This window comes from Paraburkholderia sp. Ac-20342, assembly GCF_017104985.1.
GTDB lineage: Bacteria > Pseudomonadota > Gammaproteobacteria > Burkholderiales > Burkholderiaceae > Paraburkholderia.
The window spans coordinates 51,957-67,542 of record NZ_JAAGPQ010000026.1; the positions used below are offsets into that span (position 1 = coordinate 51,957).

Annotated in this window: 16 protein-coding genes; 11 read left to right on the top strand and 5 right to left on the bottom strand. The window is 60.0% G+C overall.

Annotation, left to right across the window (positions count from 1 at the left end; all coding sequences use genetic code 11):
* Positions 1–29: 29 nt before the first annotated feature.
* The 3 genes from G3N58_RS13240 to G3N58_RS13250 all read right to left on the bottom strand — a co-directional run bounded on the left by G3N58_RS13240 (position 30) and on the right by G3N58_RS13250 (position 3,584).
* Entirely contained in the window at positions 30–1,238 is a 1,209-nt protein-coding gene (locus G3N58_RS13240; protein ID WP_167042352.1) for an acetyl-CoA C-acetyltransferase, read from the bottom strand.
* A gap of 72 nt (positions 1,239–1,310) precedes the next feature.
* A complete protein-coding gene (gene aceK, locus G3N58_RS13245; RefSeq protein WP_205999361.1) occupies positions 1,311–3,128 on the bottom strand; it encodes a bifunctional isocitrate dehydrogenase kinase/phosphatase in 1,818 nt (605 codons plus the stop codon).
* 51 nt (positions 3,129–3,179) lie between these two features.
* The gene (locus G3N58_RS13250) at positions 3,180–3,584 is read right to left on the bottom strand and encodes a MerR family DNA-binding transcriptional regulator (protein ID WP_167042355.1); all 405 of its coding nucleotides are present in this window, start codon (positions 3,582–3,584) and stop codon (positions 3,180–3,182) included.
* Positions 3,585–3,743: 159 nt separating this feature from the next.
* Here G3N58_RS13250 and G3N58_RS13255 point away from each other — a divergent pair, with 159 nt between their 5' ends.
* The 11 genes from G3N58_RS13255 (at position 3,744) to G3N58_RS13305 (ending at position 13,647) form a co-directional block, all read left to right on the top strand.
* Positions 3,744–4,817 (top strand): MBL fold metallo-hydrolase, encoded by a 1,074-nt coding sequence (locus G3N58_RS13255; RefSeq protein WP_205999362.1) that lies wholly within the window; start codon positions 3,744–3,746, stop codon positions 4,815–4,817.
* 559 nt (positions 4,818–5,376) lie between these two features.
* Positions 5,377–5,850 carry a type VI secretion system tube protein Hcp gene (locus G3N58_RS13260; protein WP_205999363.1) on the top strand — a complete coding sequence of 158 codons (474 nt, stop codon included), beginning with the start codon at positions 5,377–5,379 and terminating at the stop codon, positions 5,848–5,850.
* Between the two features lie 26 nt (positions 5,851–5,876).
* Positions 5,877–6,380 (top strand): STM2901 family protein, encoded by a 504-nt coding sequence (locus G3N58_RS13265; protein WP_205989841.1) that lies wholly within the window; start codon positions 5,877–5,879, stop codon positions 6,378–6,380.
* Positions 6,352–6,741, top strand: coding sequence for a DUF1493 family protein (locus tag G3N58_RS13270; protein ID WP_205999364.1), 390 nt, complete (start codon positions 6,352–6,354; stop codon positions 6,739–6,741). The genes G3N58_RS13265 and G3N58_RS13270 overlap by 29 nt, the downstream gene beginning before the upstream one ends.
* 367 nt (positions 6,742–7,108) lie before the next feature.
* Positions 7,109–8,560 (top strand): MmgE/PrpD family protein, encoded by a 1,452-nt coding sequence (locus G3N58_RS13275; protein WP_167042366.1) that lies wholly within the window; start codon positions 7,109–7,111, stop codon positions 8,558–8,560.
* Positions 8,561–8,572: 12 nt separating this feature from the next.
* Positions 8,573–9,841 carry an FAD-dependent oxidoreductase gene (locus G3N58_RS13280; RefSeq protein WP_205999365.1) on the top strand — a complete coding sequence of 423 codons (1,269 nt, stop codon included), beginning with the start codon at positions 8,573–8,575 and terminating at the stop codon, positions 9,839–9,841.
* A gap of 15 nt (positions 9,842–9,856) precedes the next feature.
* Entirely contained in the window at positions 9,857–10,162 is a 306-nt protein-coding gene (locus tag G3N58_RS13285; protein ID WP_167042370.1) for a non-heme iron oxygenase ferredoxin subunit, read from the top strand.
* Positions 10,163–10,213: 51 nt separating this feature from the next.
* Positions 10,214–10,930, top strand: coding sequence for an SDR family oxidoreductase (locus tag G3N58_RS13290; protein ID WP_205989843.1), 717 nt, complete (start codon positions 10,214–10,216; stop codon positions 10,928–10,930).
* A 37-nt stretch (positions 10,931–10,967) separates the two neighbouring features.
* Positions 10,968–12,296: a Rieske 2Fe-2S domain-containing protein gene (locus G3N58_RS13295; RefSeq protein ID WP_205999366.1), complete on the top strand. Its 1,329-nt coding sequence runs from the start codon at positions 10,968–10,970 to the stop codon at positions 12,294–12,296.
* A gap of 48 nt (positions 12,297–12,344) precedes the next feature.
* Entirely contained in the window at positions 12,345–12,869 is a 525-nt protein-coding gene (locus tag G3N58_RS13300) for an aromatic-ring-hydroxylating dioxygenase subunit beta (protein ID WP_167282318.1), read from the top strand.
* Between the two features lie 268 nt (positions 12,870–13,137).
* Entirely contained in the window at positions 13,138–13,647 is a 510-nt protein-coding gene (locus G3N58_RS13305) for a MarR family transcriptional regulator (RefSeq protein WP_167042376.1), read from the top strand.
* A gap of 31 nt (positions 13,648–13,678) precedes the next feature.
* Here G3N58_RS13305 and G3N58_RS13310 read toward each other — a convergent pair whose 3' ends face one another.
* Both G3N58_RS13310 and G3N58_RS13315 read right to left on the bottom strand, forming a co-directional pair.
* Positions 13,679–14,830, bottom strand: coding sequence for a mandelate racemase/muconate lactonizing enzyme family protein (locus G3N58_RS13310; RefSeq protein WP_205999367.1), 1,152 nt, complete (start codon positions 14,828–14,830; stop codon positions 13,679–13,681).
* Positions 14,831–14,877: 47 nt separating this feature from the next.
* A complete protein-coding gene (locus tag G3N58_RS13315; protein WP_167042380.1) occupies positions 14,878–15,576 on the bottom strand; it encodes an RraA family protein in 699 nt (232 codons plus the stop codon).
* Between the last annotated feature and the right edge of the window lie 10 nt (positions 15,577–15,586).

Below are 15,586 nucleotides of genomic sequence, written 5' to 3' on the forward strand. Positions count from 1 at the left end.
GCCGTGAATCAGGTGTCGAAGCCGGCGCGTCAGACGAGTTCGATACCCATCGCCGTCGCCTCGCCGCCGCCGATGCACAGCGTCGCGACGCCGCGCCTGTCGCCGCGCTTGCGGAGCGCGCCGATCAGCGTGACGAGAATGCGCGCACCCGAGGCGCCGATCGGATGGCCGAGCGCACATGCGCCGCCATGCACGTTGACCTTGTCGTGCGGCAAGCCGTGCTCCTTCATCGCGGCCATCGTGACGACCGCGAACGCTTCGTTGATCTCGTACAGATCGACCTCGCCGGCACGCCAGCCGTTCTTTCCGAACAGCTTATGGATGGCGCCGACCGGCGCGGTGGTGAACTTCGCGGGCTCCTGCGCGAAGGTCGAATGACCAACCACGCGCGCGAGCGGCGCGACGCCGAGCCGCTTCGCCGTCGATTCGCGCATCATCACGAGCGCGGCGGCGCCGTCCGAGATCGACGACGAATTCGCCGCCGTCACGGTGCCGGTCTTGCTGAACGCGGGCTTGAGCGTCGGGATCTTTTCGAGGTTGGCCTTGAACGGCTGCTCGTCGTGCGTGATCGTGACCTCGCCCTTGCGGCTCGCCACCTTGACCGGTGCGATTTCCCAGTCGAACGAGCCGTCCTCGTTCGCGCGCTTTGCGCGGTTCAGCGATTCGACCGCGAACGCGTCCTGCGCCTCGCGCGTGAAAGCGAACGATGCCGCGCATTCCTCGGCGAACGTGCCCATCAGACGGCCTTTTTCGTAGGCGTCTTCGAGGCCGTCGTAGAACATATGGTCGAGCACCTGGCCGTGGCCCATGCGCATGCCGCCGCGCGCCTTCGGCAGCAGGTACGGCGCATTCGTCATGCTCTCCATGCCGCCCGCGACGATCACGTCGAGCGAGCCGGCCGCGAGCATGTCGTGCGCGAACATCGCCGCGCGCATGCCCGAGCCGCACATCTTGTTGACGGTCGTGCAGCCGGTGGCGAGCGGCAGGCCCGCGCCGAGCGCGGCCTGGCGCGCGGGCGCCTGGCCGAGGCCGGCGGGCAGCACGCAGCCCATCACCACTTCGTCGATCTGCCCGGGTTTCAGGCCCGCGCGCTGCACGGCGGCTTCGATCGCGACCGCGCCGAGTTGCGGCGCGGCGAGTGCCGCGAAGTCGCCCTGAAAGCCCGCCATCGGCGTGCGCGCCGCGCTGACGATCACGATCGGATCGGCGTGGGCGCCGCTGGGGTTCGTCTCACTCATGGTTCTGCTCCTTGGTCATAGCCTGGATGGCTAGCGTCGCGCGTGGCCTGATGCGAATCCTCGTGAGATTTATCAGGCCACGCGCACGTCGGGTTCGTCAGCCTGCGTATCGGATACCTTACTGAAGCGCTCCGGATAGCGTACGCAAAAGCGCACGCTCTGGTCATACGGGAAAAAGTCGGGCAACTCGCCCTTCAGCAGATGATCCTTGTGCCTTTGCCACAACGCCGGATCGAAGAAGTCCGCGTGATGCTGCATGAACGAGCGGCGCACGCGCGGATCGCCGAGCAGAAACGTGCCGTACGTCTCCGGGAAAATATCGTGCGGACCGATCGCGTACCACGGCTCGCCCGACATTTCGTCTTCCTCGTTGCGCGGCGGCGGCACCACGCGCACGTTGCAGTCGGTCAGGTATTCGATCTCGTCGTAGTCGTAGAACACGACGCGGCCATGACGCGTGACGCCGAAGTTCTTGTACAGCATGTCGCCGGGGAAGATGTTCGCCTGAATCAGTTCCTTCACCGCGTCGCCGTATTCCTTGATGCCGTGTTCGACGTCGTCGTCGTTGCCGTTCTGCAGGAACAGGTTCAACGGCACCATGCGCCGCTCGATGTACATATGGCGGATCACGAGGTTCGCGCCCTCGTATTCGATCAGCGAGGGCACTTCCTTTTCGAGTTCGCGCAGGAGCGTTTCGTCGAGCCGCGAAAGCGGCAGCGCGACGCTCGAATATTCGAGCGTGTCGGCCATGCGGCCGAGGCGATCGTGGCGCTTGACGAGCTGATACTTCTCCTGGATCTGCGCGCGCGTGGTGTCCTTCGGCGGCGGGAAGTTGTCCTTGATGAGCTTGAAGACGTACGGAAACGACGGCAGCGTGAACACGAGCATCACGAGTCCCTTGATGCCGGGCGCGATGATGAAGTGATCGCTCGAATGCGAGAGGTGATGCAGCAGATCGCGATAGAACAGGTTCTTGCCCTGCTTCTGCAGGCCGAGCGACGTGTAGATTTCCGCTTTCGGCTTGCCCGGCATGATCGTGCCGAGAAACTCGACGTAGGCCGACGGCACTTCCATGTCGACGAGAAAATACGAATGCGAGAAGCTGAAGATGATGAGCAACTGCTCGCGCCTGAGCAGCACCGTGTCGAGCGCGAGCACGCCCGGCTTCACGTGGCGCAGCGGCAGCGCGAACGGCAGTAGTGCGTCGCCGTTGATGATGCGCCCGACGATATGCGCCGACTTGTTGCGATAGAACAGCGACGAGAGCACGTGAATCTGGAAGTTCGGCGCTTCGTCGAACACGCCGAACGCGTCGTGGATCGACTGCATCACGCAGCCAACGTCGCGCTGCAGGTCCTCGAACGGCGGATCGAGCTGGAAGTTCGTGACGATCCGTTCGAGCGTCGCCGCGAGGCCATCCTTGCCGGGGTAGTACGCGCGATAGGTCGGCTTTGCAGCGGGCTCGTCGTTCTCGATGTACTCGGTCGAGATCGCCGGGCGCACGAAAATGAAATCGTTGTTGAAATACGAGCGGTGCAGAATCTTGCAGCACACCGAATTGAAGAACGTTTCCGCGCATTCGGGCTGCCGGTGCGTGGTGAGCAGGCCGATGTAATGCAGCTTGATCTGCTGCCACACTTCGCTGTCGATGTTCTCCGCGTCGTATTCGTCTTCGAGCAGTTCCACGCATTCCTGCACGCGATCGTCATAGGACGTGATGCGATCGCGCGCGAGCTTTTGCAGACCGTGCCAGTCGCCCGTTTCGAAAAGCGTTTTCGCGTGAATCGCGGCGTCGCGAAAGACCCGGTAGTGGCGGTCGAACCCTTCGAGCATCGTCTGTGCGACGTCGAAACCGATTTGCGACGACAACAGCTTGGGGAAGTGATTCATGAGACGCGGGCTCCGCGAACGCGAGTCAAGGTCGGAAAAACTCAGGTCATCTCAGGCAGGTTTCGCGCTGCGCTGGCCGTGCTCCAGCAACTCGCGCGCTTGTGTTTCATATTGCACGAGGTCTTCGAGCGTCGCGTCGAGATCTTCGCGCTGACGTTCGAGTACTTCGCGATGACGCGCCACCGTGGCGAGAAACGCTTGCAGTTGCGGCACGGTGTCGGTCGGCGATTCGTAGACGTCGAGCAGATCGCGAATTTCCGACAGCGTAAAGCCAAGCCGTTTGCCGCGCAGCGTCAGTTTGAGCCGCGTTCTGTCGCGGCCCGAATAGACGCGCCGCAAGCCGCTCGATCCTTCGCGGCTCGGCGAGAGTAAACCCTGATCTTCGTAGAAACGGATCGCGCGTGGCGTGACGTCGAATTCCCGTGCGAGTTCGGTGATCGTGTATTGCGTGTTCATCGGGACATCTCGTGGCCGGATGGCCGGGCACAAAACCGGATTGGACGATAGAATCGACGTTTACGTTATCGTCAAGCTGAACGGAACGCAACCACAACCACGCCGGGCGGCATCGCACACCTCGCCATGCCGCCCGGCCGCCGGAGGAAGACAGTCCCCATGAATGCACTCGAACACCAACTCCAATACCCATTCAACGACACGCTGCCCGACGCGGGCCGCACGATGGAAGTCGCGCCGGGCGTGCTGTGGCTGCGCATGCCGCTGCCGTTCGCGCTCGACCATATCAATCTGTGGCTGCTGCGCGATGAAATCGATGGGCAACAGGGCTGGACCGTGGTCGATTGCGGCATCACGTCGGACACGATCAAGGCGAATTGGGAGCGTGTGTTCGAGTCGGTGCTCGACGGCCTGCCGGTGTTGCGCGTGATCGTCACGCATTGTCACCCGGACCACATCGGCCTCGCGCACTGGGTGTGCGGCGGCGGCGGGAAACAGCGCTGGGACGCGCGACTGTGGATGACGCTCGGCGAATACATGCAGGCGCGCGTGATGGCAACCGGCGACGGTTCGAACGCGGGTGGCGAAGCGGCGGCGCGGCACTTCGCGCGGCATGGCCTGAACGACGACGAATCGCTCGACAAACTGCGCAATCGCAAGAGTTATTACTCGAGCCTCGTGCCGGCGATTCCGGGGCAATACCGGCGTCTGCGCGAAGCCGAGGACGTGAGGATCGGCGGTAGAACGTGGCGTGTCGTGACGGGCTTCGGTCATTCGCCCGAGCATTGCGCGCTGCATTGCGAAGAGACCGGCACGCTGATTTCCGGCGACATGGTGCTGCCGCGCATTTCGACGAACGTGTCGGTGTTCGATATCGAGCCAGAGGGTTCGCCGCTGGAGTTGTATCTGGAATCGCTCGGCCGCTACGAGACGATGCCGGAAGCGACGCTCGTGCTGCCTTCGCATGGCAAGCCATTTCGCGGCGTGCGCACGCGCATTCGCCAGTTGCGCGAGCATCACGACGCGCGGCTCGCCGAGGTGCGCGAAGCGTGCGCGGAGAAACCGCGCAGCGCCGCCGACATCGTGCCGCTGATGTTCAAGCGCCAACTCGATATTCATCAGATGACGTTCGCGATGGGTGAGGCGCTCGCGCATTTGCATCTGCTGTGGCGTGCGGGGGAGTTGAAGCGCACGCAGGATGCGGATGGGGTGATTCGTTTTACGGCGGCGTGATCTGGGCTTGGATCGCGTTTTGGATTGATGGGGCGAGGGGAGTGCCCGCGTGTGTGGCGGGCTTTTTGGATAATTCAGCACAGCCTTGCAGTGTTCGTTTGATTTGCCTGCATGGAGCGCGGGCCGGCGCCGTATAGGCGTAGAAAGCATTCCACATCAGCTTCGAGAGCGCCGATAGGCTTTCCTTCATCGCCGGGGCGTAATTGGCCTGAGCCTCGATAATCGTGCCGTCGATGCGCGATTTGCATCCGACTGGTATTCCGTCTCGTCGATCGTCACGATTGTGCCTTTGAGCGGCAGCGCGTCGCTTATTCCTTGAAGCAAAAACCAAAAAAACCAAAGTAAACGCTGCTTCGTTGAGATTGCAACGCTTCCATCACTCTTGGCAACGTCTCATGCCATTTCCTTGGAAATTTTTCCACGGGTGATCGTTTTTTCGGAGTTCTCCGATATCAATACTGTTCGCAATGCTCTGGAATGACTGGGGAGACATGGCTAGCCGAGTGTGCACGCAGTCTCTGCACAGCATGAACCGTCCTCATCGCTTTGGAGTTTCCGAATGGCGCACGATATTTTTATCAAGATCAACGGCGTTGACGGCGAATCACAGGATCTAACACATCGCGACGAAATCGAAGTGCTTGGCTGGAACTGGAGCGCGAGTCAGCAGTCCAGAACGCGCTCCTGTTCTGGCAGCGTGGCAAAGGTCAGTGCTTCCGCGTTGAGCTTCACTCACATGATCGACACGGCAAGCCCGAATCTTGCGAGCTACTGTTTTCAGGGGAGGCATGTTCCCAACGTCGTGCTTACCATGCGTAAAGCAGGTGACATTCCTCTTGAATATTTGAAAATCACGATGTTTGACGTGATCGTGACGCACGTCGAGCTAGCAGCAGGAGCCGGATTGGCATTGGAACATGTGGCACTGTCTTTTGTGCAAATGAAGAAGGAATACGCAGTGCAGAGCCCGATCGGTGTGAGTCAAGGCGCTGTGACCGCGCTGATTGATGTGAAACGGAACAGCGTTAGTTGATGCCGGGTTAAGGACTAGAAGCGACAATGAACGATTACGAACGCCTTATAAATGATGCTCTAACGGAAAAACCTCTCGCTTATAGCTATGGTGGAAAATCCGTAGAGGCTCAAACGCTTTTCCTCTGCATAACGGTCGAGGAAACCTGCAAATATTTTGAATTAAAGGACTATAGCGGTGTGACGGCCGTAACGATGATTCTGCTTGGCCGTCCGTGGATTCCAACCCGCTCGAAACCTGGGGGAGCAACGGCCGGAACATCAATTGCATCGCTTGTTCTCCGGGTCCTTGTTGATGTCAATTTTGAAAAGGCTATCCTGCCTACGCTTACATCGAGATCGGTTCGGCGATTCCAATTCTCGATGACAAGAAATTTGGGAGCGTTCATTGGGCGCTGGATTCCATGGCTCGGTGCAACACTCGCAGTCTACGATGTGGTGAAAATAGTCATTCTTTCCGTGATGCGCTACAACCAGATTGTCAACGAAGAGGATCGGATAAATGACGCGACAGCGGGAAGCTTCGGTTGAGCTGGAGCAATTCTTTCACAAAGAAGTTGGCATCCCCGATGGTAAAAAAATCTTCTCTTCAAGCGTCATAGAAGATGATTTCGGCATAACGGGTGACGATGCCAATCAATTAATGGAAGATTTTTTTGAGCAATTCCACGTCGCGCGCGGCGACTATGATTTTCACCGGTACTTTGAAATTGAGGCATCGGGGTTTCCGATTCCTTTTCTTGACGGGTGGATCCGCAAGAAAATCCTGGGCGATCGCCTGTATGAGAAGCAAACTCTGACCATTGCGATGCTTCAGCATGCAATAGAGCTTGGTGTGTGGGATAGCCAACGCTTACGCGAGCGGGAAAGTCAGCGTAAAAGCAGTGATTGAAATCCCCGCCGCTTTTTCCGCCAACCCCGATTCTTGACCAACGTTCGGCGGCGCGCCAAACCGCCATCCTTTCCACCCGAACCCGCCATTCCCCTTACATCCCGCCAGTCGACAGATAGGTGTTTACGCCAGGCAGGCGCGGGCGCCGTGACCTCTTCTCCCTGCGCTTCAACTTCGCATCAGCCCGTGCTGGCGGTCCCGCAGCCCTGAATCCCCGCATTTTTCAGGTAGCGGTTGCAGAGGAACCGCACGGCACTTCGCATGCCCCACACCGCAAAAAATCAATTTCGAACACTTGCTTTTATCGCCATAGTTGTTAGCATGCTACCTTAATAAAGGTAGTGCACTAACTCACATGGAGCAACTTATGGCTGGCAATACCATGAAGGAAGATCGACTGCTTACCGCTTTCGCTAAATTTGCGACCCAGGTGTCGGGCGACCTCGATGCGGAGTCGACCCAGGCGGCGAAGTCGGCGCTCGTCGACGCGCTGGCAGTCTCGCTCGGCGCCTTGCCTCATCCCCCGGCGCAGCGCGCCCGCAAGTACGCCGCGCTGTTCGATGTTCCGCAAGGCGTCACTATCTGGGGCAGCGGTCAGCGCACCAACGTCGAAGCCGCGACGCTGGTCAACGGCGTTCCGCTGCGCGGATACGACTACAACGACTTCTATTTCGGCAAGGCTGCCGGGCATCCGAGCGACATCATTCCCGGTCTGCTGGCGCTCGCCGAATCGCGCGGCCATACCGGCAAGCAGGTTCTGACGGCGCTGGCGGTCGGGTACGACGTCTGTATCAGCCTGTTCGATACGTTCGACATCGATTCGAACGGCTGGGACTATCCGATGCTGGTGACGATTGCCGCGGTCTGCGCGTTCTCCCGCCTCGTCGGTCTTTCGGAAGCGGCTGCGCGCGAGGCCATCGCGATTGCGGTCGTATCGAACTACGTGAGCGACGAATCGGAATCGCACGAACTGAATGCTCGCGGCGATCTGACCATGTGGAAGCGTTTCAACGGCAGCGACGCGATCCGCCATGCGGTCTATTCGGTTCTGCTCGCGGAAGTCGGTGTCGAGGGCGTGGTGCGCCCGTTCGAGGGCCGCAGCGGTTTGCTGGCGAAGATCAGGACGCCGGACGATGTGATTCAACGCCTGTTCGATCGGCTCGATCCGTCGAAGCCGCTCAAGCGTGTCACCGAAGTGCGCTACAAGCGCTGGCCGGTGGGTTCGCGCGGCCAGAGCGCCATTCAGTCGGCCATCAGCCTCGCGGGCAAGATCGAGGACATGGCTTCGGCGCAAAGCGTGACCGTGTACACCGACGAAATGGTCTATGACCATCTGGTCCGTCGCCGTTCGGACCCGTGGCATCCGTTCTCGCGCGAGACGGCCGACCATTCGCTGCCGTATATCGTGACTGCCGCGCTGCTCGAAGGCCAGATCAAGCTGGAAAGCTTCGACGTCGAACGCGTTATCGATCCCGCGCGGCAGACGTTCCTCAACGAGAAGGTCAAAGTCGAGGTCGATCCCGCGCTTTGCTTGGGCTCGGCAGGCGGCTTCATCACGCGCGTCGAAGTGACGGATGCGAGCGGCAAGGTGCATAAGGGCGACGCCCGGCCGCATCCGGGCCACCCGCTGCAGCCGCTGACCCGCGAAGACATGGAAGCGAAGTTCTACGAGAACGTGGACCCGATCTTCGGTCACGCACATTCGCAGAACGTGCTGCATGCAATCTGGAGCTTCGATACCCATCCGAACGTCAAGGACCTGGTCGGGCTGCTGGTTCATCCGAATCCGGAAAGCCTGAAGACGGCGGAAGTGGCGTAAGAGGGCAAAACCATGCGGCGGGACGTGTGTGTAACCGTAATTGGAGCTGGACAGGCTGCTGCCCGATGTATCTCGACGATGCGCCATGCGGGGTTCGACGGTGGCATTACGTTAATCGGCGAGGAGACCCATTTACCTTACGAACGCCCGCCGCTGTCGAAAGAAGCGCTCTTTGGCGAGACCGGCTTCAAAGCGCCTTACGTACTGGACGACAGTTTCTACGGCGACCATGAAGTGGATCTCGAGCTTGGCAAGCGTGTCGAGGCGATCGATCCCGGGTCCGGTGCTGTCGACCTCGGGAACGGGTTGCGGATCAAGTCCGATCGCATTCTGATCGCGACAGGCTCGCGTGCCCGGACTGTTTCCATTCCGGGTGTGGCGCCCGAGCGGATTCTGTCGCTTAGGAATATTGAAGACGCGAAGCGCCTGAAGCCGTTGCTCGATGGCCGCAACAGGGTTGTGCTGATCGGCGGCGGATTCATCGGGCTGGAGATTGCCGCGGGTGCGATTCGCCGGGGTTGCGCGGTGACGGTCATCGAAGCGCGGCCACGGCTCATCGAGCGAGCCGTCAGTCCGCACGTATCGACGCACTTGCAACGCCTGCACGCGGATAACGGCGTGAAGTTCAGGTTCGGCGTAACGATCGTTTCGGGACGACAGGGCGCGACCGAAACCGAGTTGATGCTGAGCGACGGCACTTCGGTCGTGGCGGATGTCATCGTCGCCGGTGTCGGGGCGTTGCCTAATTCAGAGCTGGCGGACGCGGCCGGGATCAGGTGTACGAACGGAATCAGCGTGGATAAAAACTGCCGGACCTCAGCCGGGATCGTATGGGCTGCGGGGGATGTCGCCACACGCGTTCATCCCTGGTTCGGAAAGGACATGCGCCTGGAATCCTGGGAGAGTGCGGAGAACCAGGCCCGGATTGCAGGACTCTCGATTGTGGCCAGCTTTGTCGGCACGGATGCCGCCGAAGGCGAAGAAGAACCTCCACCGTGGTTCTGGAGTGACCAGTACGGACTCAATCTGCAGATCCTCGGTTGCGTTTGCGATTCGGAAAGCTCGGTCAGGCGGATGAGCGACGACGGTGAGAAAGGCACGATTTTTCATTTTCGCGGACGTGACCTGATTGGCGCAGAGCTTATTTCGACAGGCAGAGAGCGTCCATTGGTCAAGAAGCTTCTGCAGACCGGATGGCCGTTGCCCGCGGAGAAACTCGGCGATACCGGCCTGTCCCTGAAAGAACTACTGGCCGCTTCGACGGCGGCCGTTGCGGCCTGATGAGAGGAAAACCCGATGAGCTGGCAAGAAGTCGCAAAGAAATCAGATGTAGAGGAAGGCGAGGCACTCCAGGTGTGTGTCTCCGGGGAGCCCATTGCCATCTACAACGTGGGTGGCACGTTCTTCGCAACGCATGACGTCTGTACGCATGCTCATGCGCATCTGTCAGACGGGTATATCGATGGCGATTGCGTCGAATGTCCTCTGCATGGCGGCGTTTTCCGGATCTCCACGGGTGAGGCGGTTTCGGGCCCGGTACAGAAGCCATTGCGAGTTTTCCCGATCAAGGTCGAAGGCGAATCCATTCTGATTGACGGGTAATCGCGAATGGCTTCGACTACGGCTCACCGTATGGATCAAGAAAGGAATGTTATGGAATTCGAACGAACCTCCGTTGCAATCATCGGCGCCCATGCGGGCACCGGGCCGGCTGTCGTCCGCGCGTTTGTCGAACAGGGTGCGCGGGTCGCGGTAGGAACGCCGAGTCGGGGCGGAGAGAAAACGCCCCTGTCCGGCACCGTGCAATTCGATGTCGACACGAGCGATGTGGCATCGATCCGTCAGTTCTTCGATCGATGCGAGAAAGAGCACGGTCCGGTCGAGATTCTGGTCAACGTTGCTCCGCCGATTGCCTCGGGCAATGCGCTGGATTTCACGCCGGATGAGTATCGGGCGGTCGTCGAGCAGGAACTGATCGGGCCGATTCTGTGCATGCAGGAAGGCGCGAGGCGCATGGTGCCACGCGGATTCGGCCGGATCATGTCCTTCATCTCGATGTCCGGAAAGACCGGTGTGCATAAGCACGTTGCGCCGTTCGCGGCGGCCAAAGGCGGCCTCGTCACCTTCTCGCGCACGCTGGCCGCCGAGCTTGCCCCGACCGGGGTAACGGTCAACACGCTGGCGACCGCGCTGTTCGACGTGCAGGTCGCCTCCATGCCGGATGGCGCCGAAGTGGTCAAGGGCATTCCGGTCGGCCGCCCGGGGCGCTCCGAAGAGGCCGCGCACGCTGTTCTGTTTCTCGCTTCCAAAGACGCGGGTTATGTCACCGGAGAGACGCTCAATCTCTCGGGCGGCCGCTTCATGGACTAAACACTTGCGTCCAACGCAAACGAAGGAGTGATCGATCGTGTCTGAAACTCAGTGCGTCAGTGAAAAGATCTGGTTTGCCCAAAGCGAATCTGCTGCCGATACCCACGGCCTCGTCAAGCGGGCACCCAGGACGTTCCGCATTCATACGCGTGCTTATACCGATCCGTCGGTCTTTGCCGCCGAGATGGAGAAAATCTTCAAGAAGACCTGGGTCTTCGTGGCACACGAGTGCCAGATTCCGAATGCCGGCGACTATCAAACCAGTTATATCGGCATGCAGCCGGTGATCGTCAGCCGCGACGCCGAGAACAAGGTGCATGTTCTCGTCAATCGATGCGTACATCGCGGCGCGGTGATCTGCCGTGATAGCCACGGTCACGGAACGGAATTCAACTGTCCGTACCACGGTTGGGTCTATGGCCTGGACGGCAAGCTGCTTGCCATGTCCGAGCGGCGCGAGGCCGGCGGGTACTCGGATGACTTCGCTGCTCCCGAGGGGCTTCTGCGTCTGCGTGTCGAGACCTATCGCGGTTTCATTTTCGCGAGCTTCAATCCGGACGTTCAACCGCTCGAAGAGTACCTGGGCCGCGCCAAGGGCGTCATCGACCGCAAGCTCGACATGTCGCCGGTTGGCGAGATCGACTTCGTTTCGCGTCCGTATGTGAGCCGCTATCAGGGCAACTGGAAGTTCCAGGCCGAGAACATCGTCGACGAATACCACTTCATGCATACGCATAAGGCGTTCGTTCAGCTTCAGGCGAAGTACGGTCAGACGACCGGGGACTTCGATGTGCATAAAGGCGGCTCGGCCAAGAAAATGCGCGAGGTGCGGTTCTCCGGCGTGACGTGGGATTGCGAGAACGGTCATGGACTGGTCGAGACGCCGTCCGGAGAGATCGACTCGTATCTGAACGGAGAGTATGGCGACTATTTCCAGGGCATCGTCGACCGGCATGGCGCGCAAACGCTCGCTTCGATGACCGGAAAGCTGTCGGCATCGATCTTCCCGAATCTCGGACTGATTCACAATCAGGTGCGAGTCTGGCGACCGATTGCGCCGGACCTCACCGAAGTGACCATCTATCCCTACGAACTCAAGGGCGCGCCGGCCGGCTACAACGAAGGCATGCTGCGCAGCCAGGAGCGCTTCTACGGCCCGGCGGGTCACGGGCAGGCCGACGACGTGGAAATTTTCGCGCGCAACCAGCAAGGTCTCGCAGGCAGCGCCGTCGAATGGCTCATTCTCGAGCGCGGCGTCGAGACCGACAAGCCGACTGGCGACGGCGACTTCAAGGGCCTGACAACGAGCGAGGCTCCGCAACGCGCTTTGTGGCGCGAGTGGGACAAGTTGATGACCGGCAAGTAGCCGCCCGGCTCAACATCGAATTGAAATGCCAACCTGGAGACTTGTGTCGTGTTCTTTTCCGAAACCATTAGCCTGCAAGAAGAGGCGAGCGTGCGCGGCAGGGTCGAGCAGTTCCTGTATCGGGAAGCTCGCCTGCTGGACGATCTGAAGCTGGATGAATGGCTGACGCTGTTCACCGAAGACGGGCTGTACTGGATTCCCATTGTCGAGAATGCCCCGATCCAGTCGCAGAGTGCGATTATTTACGACCCGACGTTGCGTCGCGAGGAGCGGGTCTATCACATCCTGCATACGGACTTTCCCGCGCAATCGCCGCGTTCTCGCACGGTCCACTTCATCAGCAACGTCATGGTGGAGAACCGCGAAGAACTGTACAAGGTGTCGTCGAGCCAGATCGTCTACGAGATGCGCAGAGGCGACTTCGGGCAAAAAGGCATTGGCGATATCGTGCCTGTCGTCTCGCAGGTGGATTATGTTCTGCGCGAAGTGAACGGCGAACTTCGGATTGCTGAAAAGAAGGTCCTTCTCATCAATCGCGATACGTGGCAGGGCAATCTGACGTTTATTCTCTGAGCGTGCGTGCCGTCGAGGCTGAAGCGACGGTATCCCGTCTTGCGTTTCCGAACAGGGGCAGCTGCGGGGCTGTCCTTCTTCGTTGGTTTATGTCGCCAGTGAAGTCTCGTTCGCGGCAGCGCGAACGGCATGGAAGGAGTGTGAGCCCGCGATCGGTACGCCTGGAATCATGTGCGAAAATACGCGACATTGTCTGATCGATAGGCCCGGCGGGTGATGTCCCCCAGCGCCGGTTCAGCGAATTCCGACGTTTCACGACCTGAGCCACATGTACAAAGACCCTAAATCACGTCTTATCAAAATGTATGACCGTCCTGGTTTTCTCCTGCGACGTGCCTACCAGATATCGTCGGGCGTTTTTGAGCAGGAGTGTCGGGAGTTGTCGTTGACTCCCGCTCAGTTTGCGGTTTTGTCGGTACTCGCGGCCACGCCGGGCATCGATCAAGCCCGCTTGTCCAGGTGTCTTGGATTCGACAAGGTCACGGTGATGTACGTGCTGCGCGGTCTCGTCGAAAGAGGATTGATGACCCGGGATACCGGCACCGGCCGGGGGCGTCGAATCGCGCTGGCGCTGACCAAAAAGGGCGTTGCCTTACTCGAAGAAGCCCAGGCTCCCACCGAGCATGCTTCGGCGTCGCTCATGGATTGTTTTACGGAAACTCAGCAGAAGCAGTTCATCAAGCTGCTCAAGATATTGACGACCTCGTTAGAGGATCGGGCGCGTGCACCGTTGATCATGCCGGAGTTTCCAGCGGACGAGAGCGTCGTACAGGAATAAAGCTCTCGCCGGCCGCGCGTTATCGTTTGATTTAGCGCTCGATTTCCGGACTGGCCAGAGCCGGTGCAATGCCGGCAAAACCCGCGTACTGCCGCAGGAGCGATTCATCCAGATCGAGTCCCAGCCCCGGGGCATCCGGCAGTGCGATGAAGCCGTTTTCGGGAATCAACTGAGCCGGGCAAATCTTCGTTGCAAAATCGGCGAACGGCAGATAGTACTCGGTCAACGTAAAGTTCGGCATGACTGCTGCGGCATGCACGGTCGCATTGAGCGCGATCGTGGTCGAATTGAAGTTGTGAGGCGAGATGGCGACATAGTGGGGTTCCGCCATCGCTGCGATTTCCTTCAGCTCGAGAATGCCGCCGACGTTGCAGATGTCCGGATTCAGAATATCCGCGGCCCGACGCTCGAGCACCGGCTGGAATGCGGCTTTGCCGTAGAGCGTTTCGCCCGTCACGACCGGAATGCCGACCTTGCTGCGAACTTCCGCGAGTGCGTCGACGTTCTCGGCCCAACACGGTTCTTCGTACCAGTACAGATCGAACGGTTCCAACTGACGCCCGAGACGGCTTGCCGATCCCGCGTTGAGGCGCCTGAGCATGTCGAGCAGGATATCGACCTTGGGGCCGACCGCGTCTCGAACCGCGCGAATCACGGAAACGACGTGATGTTCATGCTCCCGCGGTACGTACGTTCTCCAGGTGCCCGGTAGCGGCGACAGCTTGATGGCGGTGAAGCCCTTCTCGACGACTGCCGCGGCCGCCTCGCCATACTCGTCGGGTGTCTTGCAGTGATCGCTCCAGCCGTTCGCATAGACGCGAATCTTCTCGCGGCATTTGCCGCCGAGCAGGTTATAAACCGGCTGCCCGCAGGCTTTGCCGACGATATCCCACATCGCCTGCTCGATGGCGCTCTGCGCGCAATAGAGTTCGAACGAGCTACGCCGTTGAGCGAAATCGTCCTGGACGATTTGAGTGAAGTGCTTGATGTTGAATGGACTGCGGCCGAGGCATGCCGTGCCGAGTTCATCGATCTGGGCGACGATTGCCCGATCGCGTCCGCGTAACGTATACGCCTCGCCCCAGCCGTGGATGCCGGCATCGGTCGATACCTTGACGAAAATCCAGGTCCGGCTGCGGAAGCCGGGATCAACGGTATAGCATTGAATCGAAGAGATCTTCATGTTCCGGAGTAGGAGGAGTCAGTCGGAAAGGGATGCCTCGAATCGACTCAAATGGGCAGGCCCTTTGCTCTCAGAACTGCGTCGAAGCGTTCCGGATCGGACGTTCCCGTGCGATTCGATTCCCGTATGGCGTCCTCGCGTTTCAGATGTTCGAGCGTCTTGCGCAGAATGCGCTCGGCGTCGTTGGCCGGCACCGCAACGACGCCGTCCGCATCGCCCACGACGATATCGCCAGGAAGAACGGCCAGGCCGCCGCAGACCACGGGAATATTGATTTCTCCGGGACCGTCTTTGCTCGGTCCGCGACTCGTGTGGCCGCGCGCATAGCAGGGCATGCCTTCTTCGGCCCACTCGACGAGATCGCGAACGGCGCCGTCGATGACGAGACCCGCGAGACCCTTCGCGATGCAGGTGGTGCGCATCAGGCCGCCGACGAGCGCCTGAGTGATGTCGGCGCCGCCGTCGATGACCAGCACGTCGCCACGTTCCACGAGCATCAACGCCTTGTGGATCATGAGATTGTCGCCGGGCCTCACACGGACGGTGACCGCCGGACCGCACATGCTCACGTCGAGGCCGCTATGGTATTGCCGCAGCCCGTACGTCCCCACGTTTCTGCTCATGGCGTCGCCAATGGCCGCGGTGGGAAGTGCCTTGAATGCTTCGATGATGTCCTTGCCGACCGACGGCACACGGGGATTGATACGGTAGCCGGCGGGCCAGTCAAGATTCGCGCTTTGAGTCATTTCGATATCT

Bases quoted from the DNA above. Each gene is read 5' to 3' on its own strand.
- aceK (WP_205999361.1), bottom strand. From the start codon at position 3,128: ATGAATCACTTCCCCAAGCTGTTGTCGTCGCAAATCGGTTTCGACGTC.
- G3N58_RS13260 (WP_205999363.1), top strand. From the start codon at position 5,377: ATGGCGCACGATATTTTTATCAAGATCAACGGCGTTGACGGCGAATCA.
- G3N58_RS13310 (WP_205999367.1), bottom strand. From the start codon at position 14,830: ATGAAGATCTCTTCGATTCAATGCTATACCGTTGATCCCGGCTTCCGC.
- G3N58_RS13250 (WP_167042355.1), bottom strand. From the start codon at position 3,584: ATGAACACGCAATACACGATCACCGAACTCGCACGGGAATTCGACGTC.
- G3N58_RS13285 (WP_167042370.1), top strand. From the start codon at position 9,857: ATGAGCTGGCAAGAAGTCGCAAAGAAATCAGATGTAGAGGAAGGCGAG.
- G3N58_RS13240 (WP_167042352.1), bottom strand. From the start codon at position 1,238: ATGAGTGAGACGAACCCCAGCGGCGCCCACGCCGATCCGATCGTGATC.
- G3N58_RS13275 (WP_167042366.1), top strand. From the start codon at position 7,109: ATGGCTGGCAATACCATGAAGGAAGATCGACTGCTTACCGCTTTCGCT.
- G3N58_RS13290 (WP_205989843.1), top strand. From the start codon at position 10,214: ATGGAATTCGAACGAACCTCCGTTGCAATCATCGGCGCCCATGCGGGC.
- G3N58_RS13305 (WP_167042376.1), top strand. From the start codon at position 13,138: ATGTACAAAGACCCTAAATCACGTCTTATCAAAATGTATGACCGTCCT.
- G3N58_RS13265 (WP_205989841.1), top strand. From the start codon at position 5,877: ATGAACGATTACGAACGCCTTATAAATGATGCTCTAACGGAAAAACCT.
- G3N58_RS13315 (WP_167042380.1), bottom strand. From the start codon at position 15,576: ATGACTCAAAGCGCGAATCTTGACTGGCCCGCCGGCTACCGTATCAAT.
- G3N58_RS13280 (WP_205999365.1), top strand. From the start codon at position 8,573: ATGCGGCGGGACGTGTGTGTAACCGTAATTGGAGCTGGACAGGCTGCT.
- G3N58_RS13255 (WP_205999362.1), top strand. From the start codon at position 3,744: ATGAATGCACTCGAACACCAACTCCAATACCCATTCAACGACACGCTG.
- G3N58_RS13270 (WP_205999364.1), top strand. From the start codon at position 6,352: ATGACGCGACAGCGGGAAGCTTCGGTTGAGCTGGAGCAATTCTTTCAC.